Source organism: Desulfoplanes formicivorans, from assembly GCF_001748225.1.
GTDB classification, from domain to species: Bacteria; Desulfobacterota; Desulfovibrionia; order Desulfovibrionales; family Desulfomicrobiaceae; genus Desulfoplanes; species Desulfoplanes formicivorans.
On the sequence record NZ_BDFE01000009.1, the window covers coordinates 77,427 to 93,442 of the forward strand.

Genomic DNA, 16,016 nt, shown 5'->3' on the forward strand with positions numbered 1-16,016 from the left:
ACCCATGACCATTACATCGAAAATCGCAATATTGTCTTACAACGACACCCGGGCGCGTGGCTCTGCGCATCCCCCGGTTATCGTGTCGGGAACATTTGCTGCCGATGACGGCACATATCCCACGGGGCTTCTGCTCGCCCGAGCTGCTGACGGATCGTATGCCCCGTATGATCCGACCGGAGACGCCCCGCTGAATGCTGTTGTTGGTGTGCTTGATGCTGAAATCGACACATCCAACTCCACGGTCGGCCTGGTGGTCATCCACGGATCTGTCATCAGAACGACCCTCAAGGTTGGTGCTACGGATAGTGAATCGCCGACCGAAAGCCAGCTTGATGCCCTGCGCGACGCAGGAATCTTTGCCGAATAACCAGAAAAAACGAGGTGAAGCATGCTTAATCTTACATCGCTGTTCAGCCGGGATGCCATCATCCAGAACCTGAAATCCCTGCCTCCCATCCACACCACGATCATCGACGAGATATTCGCTGATCGGCCCAATCTGGGATCGCCGGTGGTTGGGTCGGACATGGTGAGCGCAGTTGTCCGCGAGCTCCCTGTTGTGTTGCGTGGCGCCCCATCCGTGCCCGCAACCACTGAATCCGGTGCCGTGACCTTTTATGAACCCCTGCCCATCCGGCCCAACAAAATGGTCACTGGGGCAGATCTGAACAATCTCAAGGTATTGGGTCGTGGTGGTCAGCAGGCGTGGTCGCGGGAGAAGACAGACTATCTCCGCAAGGCCTGCCGGAAGACTGCCGAGGCCATGGGTGCCATGGCCCTGACCGGTAAGATCCAGTGGCCTGTTGCCCTTGAGTCCGGGAGTTTTGAAACCTGGGAAGTCGATTTCGGTTCCCCCCTGTCGTACATCCCGTCGACGAAAATCAGTGCGACCGGTGCAAAGCTCAAGGATGTATTCACCATCCTGTCCGACATGGCCGAGCTGATCGAAGAGGAAGGGTTTGGCGGATCATTTGTCACCTATGCGGGCAAAACAGCCTACTCCCACCTTGTCGGCATTGCCGAAAACACAACCACCACGGCCAAGGTCAAGGTGTCCATTTCGGAAAACGTGATCAATGTTGGCGGGTACGAGGTCAAGCGCATGGCCGAGAAGTATCGCAATCCTTCCAATGGAAATATGACGGCCAAGGTCGGGGACCATCAGTTTGTCATGGTGGCCAAGGACGGCGGGCACAAGATGCCCTACTGCGCCATTGATGATCTGGACGGCAAGCTGCAGGCCATGCCCTTCTTCATCAAGCCCATCCCCATGAAAGATCCCTCTGGGGTGAAGCTGGTGGCAGAAAGCAAGCCGTTCCCCATTGTCAACACATCCGCAATCTGCACGGCAACGGTATCTGAGGCGTAGCCATGTATTCTGCGATCGAAGACCTGAAAAAGCTGTTGTCTGAATCCGAGTTGCTCGACCTGGCAGATGATGCCGGGTCGGGCAGCTTGGAAGATGAAACCGTCCAGGCCGTGCTCGAAGAAGCCATTGATGCAGCGGACAGAGAGATCGACGCGTATGTCGGCACGGTGCAAACGGTGCCCCTGGCCGATCCGGTCCCTGGCCTTATCGCCAACATATCGGCCAAGCTGGCTGTGCACCACCTGTATTTGCGCCGCCCCGGAGTTGCCGAGCCTGATTCCTGGCAGCGGGAACACTCCAGGTGCTCCAAGCTGCTGGAGTCAATTGTTTCCGGGAAGATCGTTATCGGGCCGCAGGAGGGCAGCGAATCCGAACCTGACATCGACGAAGTGCTGGTTGATGCTCCCCGTCCCATTTTCCCCCGTGGTCGATGGAGGGGCTTCTGATGCCTGGCGTCAGCATTGATGTGGATACGTCCCAGGTGCAGGCCATGCTCGGCGAGCTGCTTGCCAAGATGGGGGATCTTACCCCTGTCATGCGGGAGATCGGGGAGATCGTTGTCACCCAGTCCGCCGAAGCATTTGAGCAAGGCGGGCTTCCTGGTCACAAATGGCCGGAGTCGGCACGGGTCAAGGCGTCTGGCGGGCAGACACTGGTGGACACAGCCAGGCTCAGAAACTCCATTACGGCCAGGGCGTCGGGTAACAAGGTCGAGACGGGGACGAATGTTGTGTATGCGGCCATCCATCAGTTTGGTGGCAAAACAAAACCGAGGACAATCCGGCCCAGGACGAAGAAAGCCCTGGTCTGGCCCGGTGCGTCCCATCCGGTCACGTCTGTCCGGCATCCCGGGTCAAAGATCCCGGCAAGGCCATTTCTGCCGGACGAAGACTCACTGGATTGGAATGAAATCAGCAATGCGTTGACGAGGTATCTGGTATGACAACCCGCTCGGCCACAGAAGACCAGATCATTGATCTGCTTAAATCGGCCCTCCCGGAGTCGGTCCGGATTGGCTCCCTGCCCTTGGGAATGGATGACCGCAAAGCCATGGACGTGCGCTCGGCAGCGTGCTGGGTGGTCTATGCGGGCGGTCCTGCCAAGCAAAACCAAGCAGCAGGCTCGCTGGTGCAGGCACAGACGTGGTCTTGGTCCGTGCTGATATTGGCCAAAAAATACAGGTCCAGTCACGCGGCAGCCACAGCGGCTCTGGAGCTGTTGGACAAGGTTGAGGACGCCCTGGTCGGCCAAGAGATTGCTGCCGGGCAGATAGTCAAGACAAGAGACTCCATCCTGCGTGTACCAGACGGGTCCGGTGTCATCGGATACGAAGCCGTATTCTCTATCCAAACGTATTTGAGAAAATAGGAGTATATCATGCCTAAATTAACCAGACGCCGGGTTGTCCTGGCAAAGACTGAAGCGACATACGGGGTCGATGCATCGCCTGATCCGGCAACAGATGCTTTTATTTGCAACGTCTCGTCAAACATCACGCCTTCTGGTGAAGAGGTTACCAGGGATTATGTACGTGACGTTTTGAGTCCGATCGGGTCTGTCGTGACGACAAAAACTGTTGCTCTAACGATACAAACTGAACTCAAGGGCGGCGGCATGGAGGATACGGACATACTGCCGCCTGAATATGAGCCGCTGCTTCTGGCATGTGGCATGAAAAAATCAGGCGACGCGGCAACAGGCTGGGTTTATCAGCCAGAGTCCGACCCTGCCAAACACGACAGCTGCACAATATACTACTATCAAGACGGCCTCCTTCACAAGGCTATTGGCTGTCGCGGGTCGTTTAAGATCGATGCTTCTGTCAGCGCTTTGGGAACAATCGAGTTTTCAATGACAGGTCTGTGGGTCGATCCTGTGGACGAGGCTATGCCATCACCGGTTATTGCGGATATTGTACCCCCGATCGTTGCGGGCCTCGGGCTTACTGTTGGCGGGTACTCGCCTGTATGTAACGCCCTTTCGTTTGACCTTGGGGTATCAACGAGCCAGCGCAAAGATATCAATTCTTCCACTGGAGTGACTGGTATCGAGATCCAGTCCAGGACGCCGACTGGATCAATTGACCCGGAGGCCGTTACCTTGGCCGAGTTCAACCCGTGGACCGCCTGGTCTGGATCGACCAAAGCAGCCATTTCTGCAACCGTAGGATCAGACATCGGCAACCGGATCAGCATATCAATCCCCAAGGCTCAGTACGGGGTCCCAGCTTACGGAGACCGGGATGGAATACTGACGTACTCACTCGCGTTCACCGCAACAATCGACGATGCCGGGACCGGGGATGATGAAGTTGTGCTGACATACGCGTAAAACAAGGGCGGCGTGTGCCGCCATCAATCAAGGAGATACACGTGGCAAGACGACTTGGAGGCAAGTGCAGCCTGAAGATTGAAGATAATATATCCGGTGACAGTGTAACCATGTACTACACGCTGCCAACGAATAAACAGCGGCTGGCGTATCAGAACGCATCTGTTGAGCGGAGTGGCGGGCGACTCATCAACCGGACAATCGAGGCGCGGCAGAAATACGGGCTGGAGATCTTGGTCGGCGTCAGGGCCGGAGACCTGGAAGTTGAGCAGGACGGGAAATGGGTTCCCCTGGTAACTGATCCAAACCAGCCTGGGTACCGCGAAGACTGGAAAGATATTGTGCTGGAGCAGGCGTCTGACCTGGTCGAGCTGCTTGCCGCCCAGGTGTTTGATGTGTCTGCCAGGGTTGCCCGCGACCAGGGCGAGGACGCAGAAAAAAACTGACGGAAGATCTGAAGGCTATTCGGGCCGGGCTCTGCACCCCGGCCCGACAGGAGCAGTGCCGGAAAGACAATGGCGGATGGCTTGCTGCCATCTGTAAGGGCTGCAAGTCAAAGAGGCCTGAAGATCTTCATCCATACACGCACAAGTTGTTACGTATAAAGGCCTTGCAAGACGGCGGGTATCCGCTGGAGCGCGATGATTTAACACTGGAAGAATGGCAGGATCTGGGACGGATCAGATATGAACTCGAACACCGTAAAGATCACCCTGCAGGTCGATGACAAAGGGTCTGTCAAGGTCAAGTCCATGGGTAAGGCCCTGGACTCAATGGGCCAGGACGCGACCAGGGCGGGGTCATCTGCCAGCAAGTCCATGGCTAGCCTGAATAGCCAAATCGGCAGGACGACCAAAGGCGCCGAGCTGATGGCCAAGGCCATGAAAGGGGCAATGGCCTATTTTTCGGTCAGGGCGCTGGCTGCGTTTGAAACATCCATTGCCAGCGTGGGCATGAGCTTTGAGCACACCATGAAGACCGTGCAGGGTGTGAGCCGGGCTACAGATGAGCAGTACAAAGCACTGACTGCTGCGGCCCGAGAAATGGGCGAAACAACGGAGTGGTCTGCCACACAGGCAGCCGAGGCGTTGAAGTACATGTCCATGGCCGGGTTCACCGTTGAACAGTCCATCGCTGCCCTGCCCGGCGTGTTGGACCTGGCTACAGCCGGGAACCTTGACCTGGGCCGTGCATCGGACATCGTGACCGACAGCCTTACAGCCATGGGCCTTGGGGTTGAGGATCTCGCGCACTTCAGCGACGTGCTTATTGCGACAACGACCAGGTCAAATACGAACATCGAGATGATGGGGGAATCGCTTAAGTACGCTGCCCCTATTGCTCATAGCATGGGCTATGAGATTGAGCAGGTATCTGCCCTGCTTGGCACGCTGGCAAACGCGGGTATTAAAGCGTCGGACGCCGGTACGGATCTGCGGCAGGCCATGCTGCGCAACAGCAAGGCTGCTGCAGAGCTCGGAACAAGAAGCGACGATCTGATCGGCACAATCAAGGCCGCAAGAGATGCAAACTGGGATGCCACCAAGGTTCAGGAAGAGTGGGGTATTATCGCATCAAAATCTGTCCTGGTTTTGATGGAGCAGATTGATCAGTACGAAAAACTGTACGGACAGCTGCAAAATGTAGATGGAGCAACATCTGCTCTTGCCGGGTCCATGCGTGACGACACGCTCGGCGCGTGGAAGGAATTCAAGTCTGTTGTTGAGTCCGTAAGGTTGGACATTTTTGAGAGACAGTCGAACGGAGTAAAGACAGCACTTAGGTTTTTATCTGGAGAGATCAGGGAGAATAAAGATTCTATTGTGTCATTTGGTGAAGCCATTGTTGACACCATGGAAGCATCCACATGGGCTGTGGAGACACTGGCGCTTTCAGTTAATGGACTTGGAGGAGCGTTTGACGCATTTAAGCTCGGTATTGCAGAGGCAGAAGAATTCTTGCTCGATCTATACACATCTATACCAACATGGATGCTGCCGGAAAGCATGGAGCTCTCTGCGGTAACAATTGACGCGCTGCGCGAAACCATCAGGCAGACAAAAGAAGAAGCAACAAAGGACATAATCGACACAAGCACTACAATTGAAGGCCTCCACGGAAAGTTCGAGAGCCTGAGGGACGCCCTGCGCGATACAGGAGACACAGGCAAGCAAAGCATGGCCAACATAGAAAAGGCCGCCAAGTCAACCGCAAAGAGTGTAGATTCAGCAATAAAGAGTGTCGCCAAGGCGGATAGCTCGTACATAAAAAGCTCTAACGATATATACAAAAAAGGCCTCCAGCGCCGTGGAGATCTGTTGACAAAATGGGAGAAGTCCCAGCTCGATTCCCAGGAGGACCTGGTCAAAGAATTTGAGGAGCTCACCGGCGACCAGTACGAATTCGAGAGGCAGGCTATCCGCGAAAAAGCCAGGCTCTACGATGATGCCGGGGCGGACAAGGTTAAGGTCGCGGAGTGGGCCAGAAAGGAAATCGAAAAAGTAAACAAGCGGGAGGTTGATGACGCTGAGGATGCGTTCCGGCTCAAAGCGTTGGCTGGAGACGATTTTTTTGATGGTCTGAAGGCTGGATATGACGACAACCTCGGGTACGCAAGGACATGGGGAGAAACAGGGTACGACATTGTCAGCGATTTTTTCCGATCGTCCCGTGGCGCCGCGTCTGATCTTCTGTTTGACGCGATCAAGGGAGACATGGATTCACTCGGTAGCTACTGGGAGTCTTTCTGGGACTCCATGCTGAGAAGCATGACTGACTATGTAACCCAGATGGCAACAGAGTGGGCAACATCGAATCTCATCTCCTGGGGTGCATCATTTGCCGATTCTCTTCTGACATTCCATACCGGGACTACAGGCATCAAGCAGGATGAATTGCTGGCCATCCTACAGCAGGGGGAAATGGTCATCCCGGCAAAACAGGCTGAAACGATAAGGCAGGCGATTGATAACGGCGGCATGTCTGCGGATGGATATTTTGATGCGGTGTCAAATGCCGTCAGCATCGGAACCAGGGCGTCTGGCTATGTTGCGGGGTCGTGGGACAGTCCGGATATTGCCGGCCATGCCATTGGGGCCCTGCAATCGTCTGTTCTGGGTGGTGTCGCAGCAGGCATCAATAATTTCTCCGCAGTATCTAACATGGGCAAGGCATTGCAAAATGCCGGATATGACATTTCTTCCTCAGCGATCAAGGATGCGGCGTTTGATCAGGCGGTGTCGGGATTCGTCTCGGCTGCAATTCCTGGGTTTGCTGGAACGTTTATGGGTAATCTAACATCTGATGTTCTAGGCGTATCCGATTATGCAACCGCCGGAAAGATCGTTGGATACGGTTTGTCTGTTCTGTCTGGTGTTAACATCCCTGGAGCAATGATTGCCGCGTTGTCACCTGTAACCGCGCTGGCCATATCGAGCATTGCTGATGCCATGGACCTGCGATCAGACGAAACGCTCAAGGATGCGCTTGAGGATAAATATGGCCATATTACAGGGCGCAGGGCGTATGCTGCTGCACAGGACAAACTCTCCGAGATAGGAGCAAAGATATCCGAATACGGATCTCTAGCTGCGTACGGGTTTGACCCAGAGAATGCGACCTCCATTGTCGGATACCAGCCGTTCGGTGTCGGCGAAGTGTCGCTCAACTTGGAAACAGGACGGATATCAGACTCTCTCGGACGCGTTGCTGTTGGGCCGTACGGTTCTTTTGTTGATGTCGGATCTCTCGCCGAAGCTGCAGGGCTTGTCGGCGGAGGCCTTGGAGATGCACTTGGGGATATCTCAGGGTCTCTTGATTCTCTTGGAAGTCTTGGAATTGACACGGATTCGCTGTCAAAAGCGTGGGCAGATGCAGCCCTTGAAGCCGCAAAGGAGGCTGGATGGGGGAGCGGGTCTGGTAGCGGAGGGTACGGACCGTCAGGAGGCCTTGGAAGCTCTGGCGGCTTTGGCCCGTCAGACGCTGCCGGTGGCGGCCCGTCGAGCGGTGGCAGCACGTCGAGCACAGGCGGAAACTCAGGATATGGCCGGTACGCTGGTGGCCCAGTCTCCCCGGGATATATGTACGAGATCAACGAGCGCGGCCAGGAATTGTTCATGCCCGGGGTTGATGGCCGGATCATGACTGCCGACGAGACCAAGGCCATGCTGACCACGCTGAAGCAGATAGCGGCTGGCGGTGGATCAGATATGGCGGCAGCTCTGTATGCCATTGCAAAGTATTGCCAAAAATCAATGAAGATCCTTGATAGGTGGGATCACATCGGGATGCCGGAGGTGCGTGCATGAGGGTCATCGAGCCGATAGATATCGAATTGATAGACAGCAATGTCACGCAGTCAGGGCTTTCTGAATGGGATGCCGAAACAATATATGCAGCCGGGCAGCGCGTTGTTGTATCCTACGAAGAGGACGGAGAGACGCCGAGGGTGGCTGAAGAATACACATCACTAAGGTCTGACAATGTCGGATTTTATCCTCCGGACAGCAGCGGTGACGGCCAGGACGGGGTCAAGATATCTGTCGGCGACTCTGAAGATGTGTCATCCTTTACCATCGGCGAGACGGTCGGGACATCCCTGGCATCTGGTACATGCTCGTTCATCGACGGGACAACAGGCGGGTATATGATTTTGTCAGGCGTGTCCGGAGATTTCGATTCAGGGGACACGATCTCCGGGAATGACTCCGGGGCGTCGGCAACCATATCAAGCGTATCGTCTACGACCATTGCCGCAGCATGGGAGCGTGTGGGCGCAACGAATCGCTGGAAGATGTTTGACGCCTATGTCAATTCGCAGACCGTGGCGGACGACATAGACGTGACCATAGGGTTTGGTAGGTGCGACACGCTTGTCTTGCTTGATGTCCAGGCAACTGACGTGGAGATTGAGGTTGTCAACGACTCGACCGGAGAGGTTGTGTTTTCCGAGGCGTTCGACATGCGTCTGGATCAATCCGCATCATGGGCAGATTATTTCTTTGCCCCGGCAGAGTATAAGACGTCGCTTATCGTATCGACACCGCTCTACTACAACGCTTCCGCCCGTATCCGGATAACCAACGGAGATGACGAGGCAATGTGCGGCCATGTTGTTGCCGGCCGCGCTCAATACATTGCCGCATCGCAATGGTCGCCGACTGCGGGCATCACCGATTACTCGTCAGCCGAGACGGACACCGACGGCGTGACATCGCTTGAGCAAGGGCCCTGGTCAAAAGAACTGTCAGTTGACCTGCTCGTGCCAACAGCATCTGTAAGCAATCTGCAGCGGAGGCTTGCGTCGTATCGCGGCAAGCCGTGCGTGTGGGATTGCAACAACGACTCCACGGACCATGATGCCCTGATTGTGTACGGCTATTTTTCGGACTTTTCCATTGTTATTGCCGGGCCAACGACATCCAGCTGCTCGCTGACAATACAGGGCCTAATATAAGGAGGACCCATGACTCTATCAAAAATATCCAGCTTGCCGGTAGCGCCTACGCGGCAGGACATGGACAGTTTTGACCAGCGCGCCGACGCTTTTTTGACCGCACTGGTCACCATGCAGGAAGAGCTTGACGCGTGGGTGGACGAGTTCAATGCCGAGGGGTCAACCTACAACGACAAGTTCACAAACCGCGATTCGCGCCTGGGATCTCTCGAAGAAGAGATTTCTACTGCCAGGGGCGGGTCAGACGATCTCGCGGACAGACTCGATGCAATGTCCGATCGCATATCCAATCTTATCGTCATGCAGCAGGAGATCTCGCTTGGCAATATACGTGTCAGCCGTTCAAGACGTCCTACACCGGATGATGATGGATACCTTGTTGGGACGTATTGGGTCTATCCAGGTGAAGACGATTTCTGGATGTGCGTTAGAGCCGAGGTGTCACAGTACGCCAGGTGGCGGAGATCCAATGGCGATCTTGTGCGCAGGCTCGATGCACCGAGCGTGTCCGGGGATGCGTCCATTGATACGTTTGGCGAGCTGACGCTGTCGCTCAACGGGATAGATGGCGAGGCGACAGAGATCCGGTGGTACGCGACCGGAAGCCCGACCGTGGTGTCCGGCGCGATGGCCGGAACGCTGAACAACACAATCACGCTGTCGTGGGATACTGCCGGGGCCTACGAGGTGCGGGCAAAGGTTATTGGTGACGGTGATCTGCTGTATGACAGCCTGTACAGCGATGCGCTTCATGTTGTGTGTGGGCCGTCGATTTACTGCGGATGTGGAATCTATTGCGGAGACGGAAGCTATCCAGGAATGATGCTTGAATAACGGAGGTAGTATGAGAGGCATACCGAAACGATTTGGGACTGCTCGTGATGTGGAAATATGCGTATCCATGGCAGAGGAAGGAGATCTGCCCAAAAACGGCGTGATCAAAAAATTGCAGGCAATGTTGGCCACCGGCAAGGTGTACCAGAGGGACAAGGTTTTAGAGTCGATCGATGATGCAGATGGCCCCGAGCCTGAATACAGGGTCATGGAAACAGAAGGACAGGACGGCAATACAGAGATCGTGCAATACAGGCTCGAAGACAACCCTGCATCTGCGTACGCCAGAATCGGTTTGGACGCAGAAACGATCAGGCAATACATTGACCGACTGGGAGGAGAATAATGAGAAGACAATGGCGAAACGAGGATAGCGCCGAGACGAAAATTCTGGCGGAGACCCTTTCCCTGGCCCAGACCCTGCGAGGCATGCAGGGCGTGCCCATTCTCACGGTAAACGATGACGGGGACGGTGTTGTCATCAACGCCGAAACCGTGGTCCCCATGATATCTGGCGACGCCCATACCAGCTTTGTGCTGGAAGAAGGCCTTGAGATTAAAGATCTTGACATCGGATCGCTGACTCTCGGACAGAACTATGGCGTGTATGTGTGCGACGACGGATCAAAATACGGCGAGGCCGTCATATCTGCAAACACAACAGCCCCGGACGGGTATACGGCGACAAATTCAATCAAGATCGGAGGGTTCCACTACGGTCGTGTCAGGACGTATGACCAGAGGTTCGACAAAACAGCTACGCTGGACGTACAGGTTGTCCCAAACTCTGTATGGGATCTGATATGTCGCCCGGCATGCCTTGACCCGGCAGGAATGGCCAAGGTCGGCGGCGTTTGGGTCGATATCTATCTCAATTCTGAAGACGGGACTCAGTGGCCGGAAACCATCCCGCAGTCTGTGTATGGAGCCGTTCCGCTCACAGGGACAGAAGGATATTCCTATTTTGACTATGCCCAACTTGCTGCAAATGCCGGCAAGCGTCTTCCGACATACCAGGAGTTCCTTGCGTACGCATACGGGGTGCCAGCAGGAAACACCGGGGCGTCAGGCCGGGTGAACACGGGCAGTCAGGACTGGATGGTCAGCTGCGCGAACATCGACCAGCCGAGCGGGAATGTATACCAGTTGACCGGGAATCTTGGTTTCGGCGGAGGATCATCGTGGGCGTCACACGACGAGGGAGTTGACAGCGCATACGACCATGGCGATTTATACGGAAGTGTGTACCAGCTCAGAGTCGGCGGCGACTGGGGCGACCCTGCCGGGGCCCGCTGCGCGCTCGCGTACAGCACGGTGTGGAACGTGGACGGGAACGTGGGCCTGCGCTGCGTCAGCGATCCACTGTAAACTGTAATCTGGACACCTGTTGGTGCACTGACGTCGCAAGTTATCGCCAATGTTTATCTGGACAGGCTTGACCACTTTGTAAAGGACGCCCTCGGCGTCAAGCGATATGTCAGATATATGGACGATACCGTGATTGTTTCCAACGACAAGGCGGGGTTGAGGCAAACGCTTGAGCGCATCAAAGAGTATCTCGCTGCAGACCTGTCCCTGCGCCTCAACCCAAAAACAAGGATATACCCAGCATCACAAGGTGTTGATTTTTGCGGATACCGCATCTGGAAAACCCACATCCTTCCCAGGAAGCGGACCGTCAAGAAGACAAGGCGCAGGATGAAGGGTTTCGTGCATAGATATGCAAACGGGACGATATCTGCGGAGACGATCAGGCAAAGCCTGTCGAGCTGGCTCGGATACATGAAGCACTGCAATGGATACAGAACGACAATAGGAGAGCTCAAGCGCATTAGCCAGGAGTGCAGGCGATGCGGTGTCAATTTTGGCGAACTGTTTTGGTGGTTGCGAGATAAAACCGGATGACTGTGGTGGATGATTTTCACACAAAACGAGATTTTGAGAGGCCGCAAATTTTTCTCGTTTTATGTGCAAATTTTTCTCGTTTTACGTGACCCCTTACATCTGTTTTGCACGGATCGTCTGTCAGTCTGATCCTTTCTTGGACTTGCTGTTCATGACTTGCCAGGAATGTTCGCATTATCCGCAAAAGCCTTTAGAAATCTGGAGGCTGCTCATGAATGGGCTGCCTCATTCGTGGCCAGGATAATGCGATGCATCTTTATTGTGTGTGGGCTTTGGTTGGTGGCTCTGAAGGGTCGTCACCAGGGAGTGGCGGGTAGCTATCGGGTGGAACGGCATCTCCCCTATCTGGCTTTCCGGAAAATCGGCTCGAGCGTTGGTCTGGAAAGATCTGAAACAGGTCTGTTGTGGGCGAGGGGAACTCTACCCCAAATCCACAAACAATCACCTGAAAAGAACGTTGCATGGGCGTCAAGAAAAGCGACAACTTCTTTGACACTTACCGTCGCCATAACGGCCCGCGGATGAGCGAGCGGTGGCCGCGGGGGCAAGTTTGCTTGAACAAGCGGATGGTATGTGCGGGCCGTTATTGCCGGCGCGAAGCGTCCGACAACAACGCCTCAAGAACCGGCGGCGTTTACGCCATCCGAGTTGCTTGACTTGTTAGGCTCTAGTTGTTCCAGCTTTTCATCGATTTCTCTTATTCTATCGGCAGGCGGAATGCTTTTATCTACTTCCTGGACTACAGCAAGCCCCTTGAACATGTGATAAAGGCAACCAACAAACCCCACCACCCCTAAAACTGGAATTATTGAACCAAAACTTAACCCTAGTGCGAGCCAAATGAGCCCCTTAAAGAGTGAGCGTAAACTTTTATATATAATCCCTGTCGCGATATAGTTTGCAACTTGCACATTATTCTCATGATGGGCTTTGAGGCCAACGTATTTATCCCGTAGGTCTCTTAAATAGTTTATTTCGTTTTCTGTAGACCGTTGAGAAATAACTTTTCCGGATAAAGCCGAAATCCTCTGACCAATCACAAGCACCAGCCAAAACAATCCTGAACCCAAAGCGCCTTGAATTATCAATGGCCATTCCAGTATTGTGTTTATAAGTTCAGTCACTTGATACTCCATTTTGTAACCTAACGGCCCGCTTTGCGGCAATTTTGGAGCGCAGCGGAAAAGTTGTCCGACAGCACGTCTTGTTAGGGGCGGTATTGATACTCATTCTTTAAATCATCCAGCGTGACAACATGAAGTTTTACGTTCACATTGTATCTATCAAGATAACGCGATAAACGTTCTTTTACTCTACTTGCATTTACCTCTGGGTTGTCTACGACTGCCATAAAGTGAATTACTAATTCTTTTGAGTCTATGCATTTTAGTTGGCTCGCAATTAACTCAGATTCAAGTAAAACCCTATCTAGTCTCAAAGGGTTTACATGCTTATTTCTGAACAACTTGACCTCTACTGCGTGAATTTTGTTTTTGTCTATTGCCAGACCGTCAAATATTACTTTGCGTCTGCTAGGGGTTTCAAATCGTACGTCAGTTTTAAATTCGAGCCCCATGTCTTTAGACAGTTTCATGATCGAAAGCTTTTCTGCTAAGGAGACATTAGCCATCAAAGATGCGTGACGCTCTGAATTTAATACAGAACTTGCTGAATGTTTGGACGAAGCAGACTTGCTTGAAGTTTCTTGAGGTTCAGTGTCGTCACCAGATGTCCCGGGTGCATTCTCGTCAGTTGAGGATGAATCTTCGGCTTCCTCAACCTCTTCTCTGAGCTTTTTTTCTTTCTCTTCAGTTGTAGCCTTACCAAATGACTTTAGAAAATTATCTTCATTTTTGTAGTCAGATGGGGCGTATAAAACTTTATGGTTAAAATTTAATGTTAAGAAGAATATGCCGACTAGAAAAACAGGGAACAGCATTAGAAACCAAATATAGATACCTTGATTTTCAGACTCTATAAAGGGCAATACTGTTGTGCCACTGATTTCTGCAATTGCAGCAAATATTGCAATTACCGTCAGAGGGTTTTTAATGTGTCCAATTTTCTCTACCAACTCGTTTTCCTTTAGGATTGGCCCCTAACGGCCCGCGGTTGAATGGTGGCCGCAGGGACAAGTTTACTTGGACCTGTGGATATCCGCTCGATTCGCTTGTTGTGAGGCTCTTTGCGCCGAGCAACAACGCTAAGCTCACCTGCCGAAGTGCAACGAGGTCAGGTGAAGCAATTTGTTAGCTAGATTATTTTATTAATTCTTTTGCTTTTGAGGCCAATCCAACCCATTTTGCACATGAATCAAATATACTTTCACTTTCCTCTTTTGTTAAAAGAGTCTGTAGAGCAAACAACATTGTTGATACAAAAATTAATAAATCACCTGGAGTTGAATTATTATTGACTTCTAATAGAATAGATACTGGTTCGTTTTTTGAACATTTTTTAATGTAGAATAGAAATCCCGGTCCTCTGGACCGGGTCAGAGTTTAATCTAAAACTTCCATCCTGCCATCCATGTCATCTAACGGCCCGCGGATGAGCGGTGGCCGCGGGGCAAGTTTACTTGGATCTGCGGACATCCGCTCGATCCGCTTGTTGTAAGGCTCTTTGCGTCGAGCAACAAGCGGATGGTATCCGTGGGCCGTTGTTGCCGGCGCGAAGCGTCCGGCAACAACGCCCACATCACAGGAGGCAAAAGCTGAGCGAAGCGGTGCTTTTGACTTCCTGTGCATGTGTTTGTTAGCTCGTTTCCTTAAAGATTGATGGCCGTGCATTCAAGTAAGCAACAAACAGAGAATCTTTAAATCGATAGTAACGCTCTCTTATTTTAACAATTTCTGCACCGTAATCGTCTGTTACCAGATGTCCCACAAATTGACTTGGATTATCGACACCGTTGTCAATAGCTTTTTTATATGCTTCTGCTGTATGTATCTCTAGCTCGCCAGCCTGTACTTCAGCTAGAGCCTTCAATACAACTTCCCTTTGCCTTGAGGATGCAACTGCTTTTTTATATCGTCCCTCTAAAACAGGGTCTGTTCCTGATTCCGCGATTTCTGCGAGAGTATGCTCTATATCGGTTGCAGAAATGTATGTATCTCCATTTCTATAGGCCATTCTCAATGCGTACTTTCCAATGAGGTGGACCATATAAGGGTGACCCTGAGCTAGGTTGATTACTTTATTAGTAGCATTGTCATCAAATCTAATAAAGTCATTAATGCTCGCTTCTGCTCCCCGAATAATTTCTTTCAGCTCATCGTTATCCATTGCAGGCAAATGAATAATTCCACCAGCAAAAAGCCTGTCCGATGATGCATGTTCTTTCATTAATTCTTGAATATCGTGAGCCACACCAACGATACAAAATTTAACGCCTGGTACATTTGTTGCCAGTGCTTTTAAAAAAGATGCAAACCCAGTCTTGTTTTGTATCTGATCGAATTCATCGATAACAAAAAGCAGTCCATTCTTGGCCATTTTTTGTTCAATTATGGCGCTAACGACGTTTGTAAAAACAGTCTCTACATCGTGATCTGGTTGGGACGTTTTTACTGCTGTTTCAGTAGCCTTTTCCCCGCCTAAAGATGTAATCCCTATATTGAATTTGGGCTGATACTTTTCTAGAGATTTTCTAGCCTTGGGAATATCGTAAGACCAATCTGATAAGCAATCTTTATTGGTAAGTAGCTTTTCCAATAGTTCTTGGTGCGTAGAAATACTTTTTCCACACGCAAAGTATATTGGCAAGAAATCCAGCTTTTCATCAACATCGAGGCCAACTTTAGCTAGCAGCTCATTGTTACCAGTCGATATGTTTATGACCTGTCGTGAAAGCGACGACTTTCCGATTCCTCGATTCCCTATAATCGCGATATTTGTTCCTTCAGAAATCAAAGCGTAGTAGCAATCTTCAACTGGCCTTGTTCTACCTGCAAATCTATCGGCATCGGTTATTTCTTTTGCAGGAAAGAACGCGTTCTCAACTTGTGTAATTGTTGGTTTGCTTGCCATGTTTTTGCCTTGATAGTTCATTTTATTGAATTTACACTCTCGTAGAGCTAACAAGTTATTATGTGGTTTCCTGCTAACTCCAGGAAACCC

The 16,016-nt window shown here is 52.0% G+C and carries 16 protein-coding genes; 13 read left to right on the forward strand and 3 right to left on the reverse strand.

Annotation, left to right across the window (positions count from 1 at the left end; genetic code table 11):
• The first annotated feature begins 4 nt into the window (after positions 1-4).
• From DPF_RS04260 to DPF_RS04320, 13 genes are all read left to right on the forward strand, one after another.
• On the forward strand, positions 5-370 hold the full coding sequence (locus DPF_RS04260) for a hypothetical protein (protein WP_069857630.1): 366 nt from the start codon (positions 5-7) through the stop codon (positions 368-370).
• Between the two features lie 21 nt (positions 371-391).
• On the forward strand, positions 392-1,372 hold the full coding sequence (locus DPF_RS04265; protein WP_069857631.1) for a major capsid protein: 981 nt from the start codon (positions 392-394) through the stop codon (positions 1,370-1,372).
• A 2-nt stretch (positions 1,373-1,374) separates the two neighbouring features.
• Entirely contained in the window at positions 1,375-1,818 is a 444-nt protein-coding gene (locus DPF_RS04270; RefSeq protein WP_069857632.1) for a DUF1320 domain-containing protein, read from the forward strand.
• The gene (locus tag DPF_RS04275) at positions 1,818-2,315 is read left to right on the forward strand and encodes a phage virion morphogenesis protein (RefSeq protein WP_069857633.1); all 498 of its coding nucleotides are present in this window, start codon (positions 1,818-1,820) and stop codon (positions 2,313-2,315) included. The genes DPF_RS04270 and DPF_RS04275 overlap by 1 nt, the downstream gene beginning before the upstream one ends.
• Positions 2,312-2,740 (forward strand): phage tail terminator protein, encoded by a 429-nt coding sequence (locus DPF_RS04280; protein ID WP_069857634.1) that lies wholly within the window; start codon positions 2,312-2,314, stop codon positions 2,738-2,740. Before DPF_RS04275 ends, DPF_RS04280 begins: the two co-directional genes overlap by 4 nt.
• Positions 2,741-2,749: 9 nt before the next feature.
• Positions 2,750-3,703, forward strand: coding sequence for a phage tail tube protein (locus DPF_RS04285; protein WP_069857635.1), 954 nt, complete (start codon positions 2,750-2,752; stop codon positions 3,701-3,703).
• 41 nt (positions 3,704-3,744) lie between these two features.
• Complete coding sequence (locus DPF_RS04290; RefSeq protein ID WP_069857636.1) at positions 3,745-4,149, forward strand: hypothetical protein; 405 nt, start codon at positions 3,745-3,747, stop codon at positions 4,147-4,149.
• A 240-nt stretch (positions 4,150-4,389) separates the two neighbouring features.
• On the forward strand, positions 4,390-8,010 hold the full coding sequence (locus DPF_RS04295) for a phage tail tape measure protein (protein ID WP_069857637.1): 3,621 nt from the start codon (positions 4,390-4,392) through the stop codon (positions 8,008-8,010).
• Positions 8,007-9,158: a hypothetical protein gene (locus DPF_RS04300; RefSeq protein WP_069857638.1), complete on the forward strand. Its 1,152-nt coding sequence runs from the start codon at positions 8,007-8,009 to the stop codon at positions 9,156-9,158. The genes DPF_RS04295 and DPF_RS04300 overlap by 4 nt, the downstream gene beginning before the upstream one ends.
• A gap of 9 nt (positions 9,159-9,167) precedes the next feature.
• Complete coding sequence (locus DPF_RS04305) at positions 9,168-9,992, forward strand: hypothetical protein (RefSeq protein ID WP_069857639.1); 825 nt, start codon at positions 9,168-9,170, stop codon at positions 9,990-9,992.
• Positions 9,985-10,338 (forward strand): hypothetical protein, encoded by a 354-nt coding sequence (locus DPF_RS04310; RefSeq protein WP_141721051.1) that lies wholly within the window; start codon positions 9,985-9,987, stop codon positions 10,336-10,338. The genes DPF_RS04305 and DPF_RS04310 overlap by 8 nt, the downstream gene beginning before the upstream one ends.
• Positions 10,338-11,360: a phage major tropism determinant gene (locus DPF_RS04315; RefSeq protein WP_069857641.1), complete on the forward strand. Its 1,023-nt coding sequence runs from the start codon at positions 10,338-10,340 to the stop codon at positions 11,358-11,360. The genes DPF_RS04310 and DPF_RS04315 overlap by 1 nt, the downstream gene beginning before the upstream one ends.
• Positions 11,361-11,366: 6 nt before the next feature.
• Positions 11,367-11,897, forward strand: a complete 531-nt coding sequence (locus DPF_RS04320; protein ID WP_083254459.1) for an RNA-directed DNA polymerase — start codon at positions 11,367-11,369, stop codon at positions 11,895-11,897.
• Between the two features lie 617 nt (positions 11,898-12,514).
• On the opposite strand, the gene DPF_RS04325 is transcribed toward DPF_RS04320, so the two are convergent.
• The 3 genes from DPF_RS04325 to DPF_RS04335 all read right to left on the reverse strand — a co-directional run bounded on the left by DPF_RS04325 (position 12,515) and on the right by DPF_RS04335 (position 15,980).
• Positions 12,515-13,033, reverse strand: coding sequence for a hypothetical protein (locus DPF_RS04325; protein WP_141721052.1), 519 nt, complete (start codon positions 13,031-13,033; stop codon positions 12,515-12,517).
• Positions 13,034-13,104: 71 nt separating this feature from the next.
• Positions 13,105-13,971 (reverse strand): hypothetical protein, encoded by an 867-nt coding sequence (locus DPF_RS14005; RefSeq protein ID WP_069857644.1) that lies wholly within the window; start codon positions 13,969-13,971, stop codon positions 13,105-13,107.
• A 680-nt stretch (positions 13,972-14,651) separates the two neighbouring features.
• Positions 14,652-15,980: an nSTAND1 domain-containing NTPase gene (locus DPF_RS04335; protein WP_069857645.1), complete on the reverse strand. Its 1,329-nt coding sequence runs from the start codon at positions 15,978-15,980 to the stop codon at positions 14,652-14,654.
• Between the last annotated feature and the right edge of the window lie 36 nt (positions 15,981-16,016).

Bases quoted from the DNA above. Each gene is read 5' to 3' on its own strand.
- DPF_RS04260 (WP_069857630.1), top strand. From the start codon at position 5: ATGACCATTACATCGAAAATCGCAATATTGTCTTACAACGACACCCGG.
- DPF_RS04265 (WP_069857631.1), top strand. From the start codon at position 392: ATGCTTAATCTTACATCGCTGTTCAGCCGGGATGCCATCATCCAGAAC.
- DPF_RS04270 (WP_069857632.1), top strand. From the start codon at position 1,375: ATGTATTCTGCGATCGAAGACCTGAAAAAGCTGTTGTCTGAATCCGAG.
- DPF_RS04275 (WP_069857633.1), top strand. From the start codon at position 1,818: ATGCCTGGCGTCAGCATTGATGTGGATACGTCCCAGGTGCAGGCCATG.
- DPF_RS04280 (WP_069857634.1), top strand. From the start codon at position 2,312: ATGACAACCCGCTCGGCCACAGAAGACCAGATCATTGATCTGCTTAAA.
- DPF_RS04285 (WP_069857635.1), top strand. From the start codon at position 2,750: ATGCCTAAATTAACCAGACGCCGGGTTGTCCTGGCAAAGACTGAAGCG.
- DPF_RS04295 (WP_069857637.1), top strand. From the start codon at position 4,390: ATGAACTCGAACACCGTAAAGATCACCCTGCAGGTCGATGACAAAGGG.
- DPF_RS04300 (WP_069857638.1), top strand. From the start codon at position 8,007: ATGAGGGTCATCGAGCCGATAGATATCGAATTGATAGACAGCAATGTC.
- DPF_RS04305 (WP_069857639.1), top strand. From the start codon at position 9,168: ATGACTCTATCAAAAATATCCAGCTTGCCGGTAGCGCCTACGCGGCAG.
- DPF_RS04315 (WP_069857641.1), top strand. From the start codon at position 10,338: ATGAGAAGACAATGGCGAAACGAGGATAGCGCCGAGACGAAAATTCTG.
- DPF_RS04325 (WP_141721052.1), bottom strand. From the start codon at position 13,033: ATGGAGTATCAAGTGACTGAACTTATAAACACAATACTGGAATGGCCA.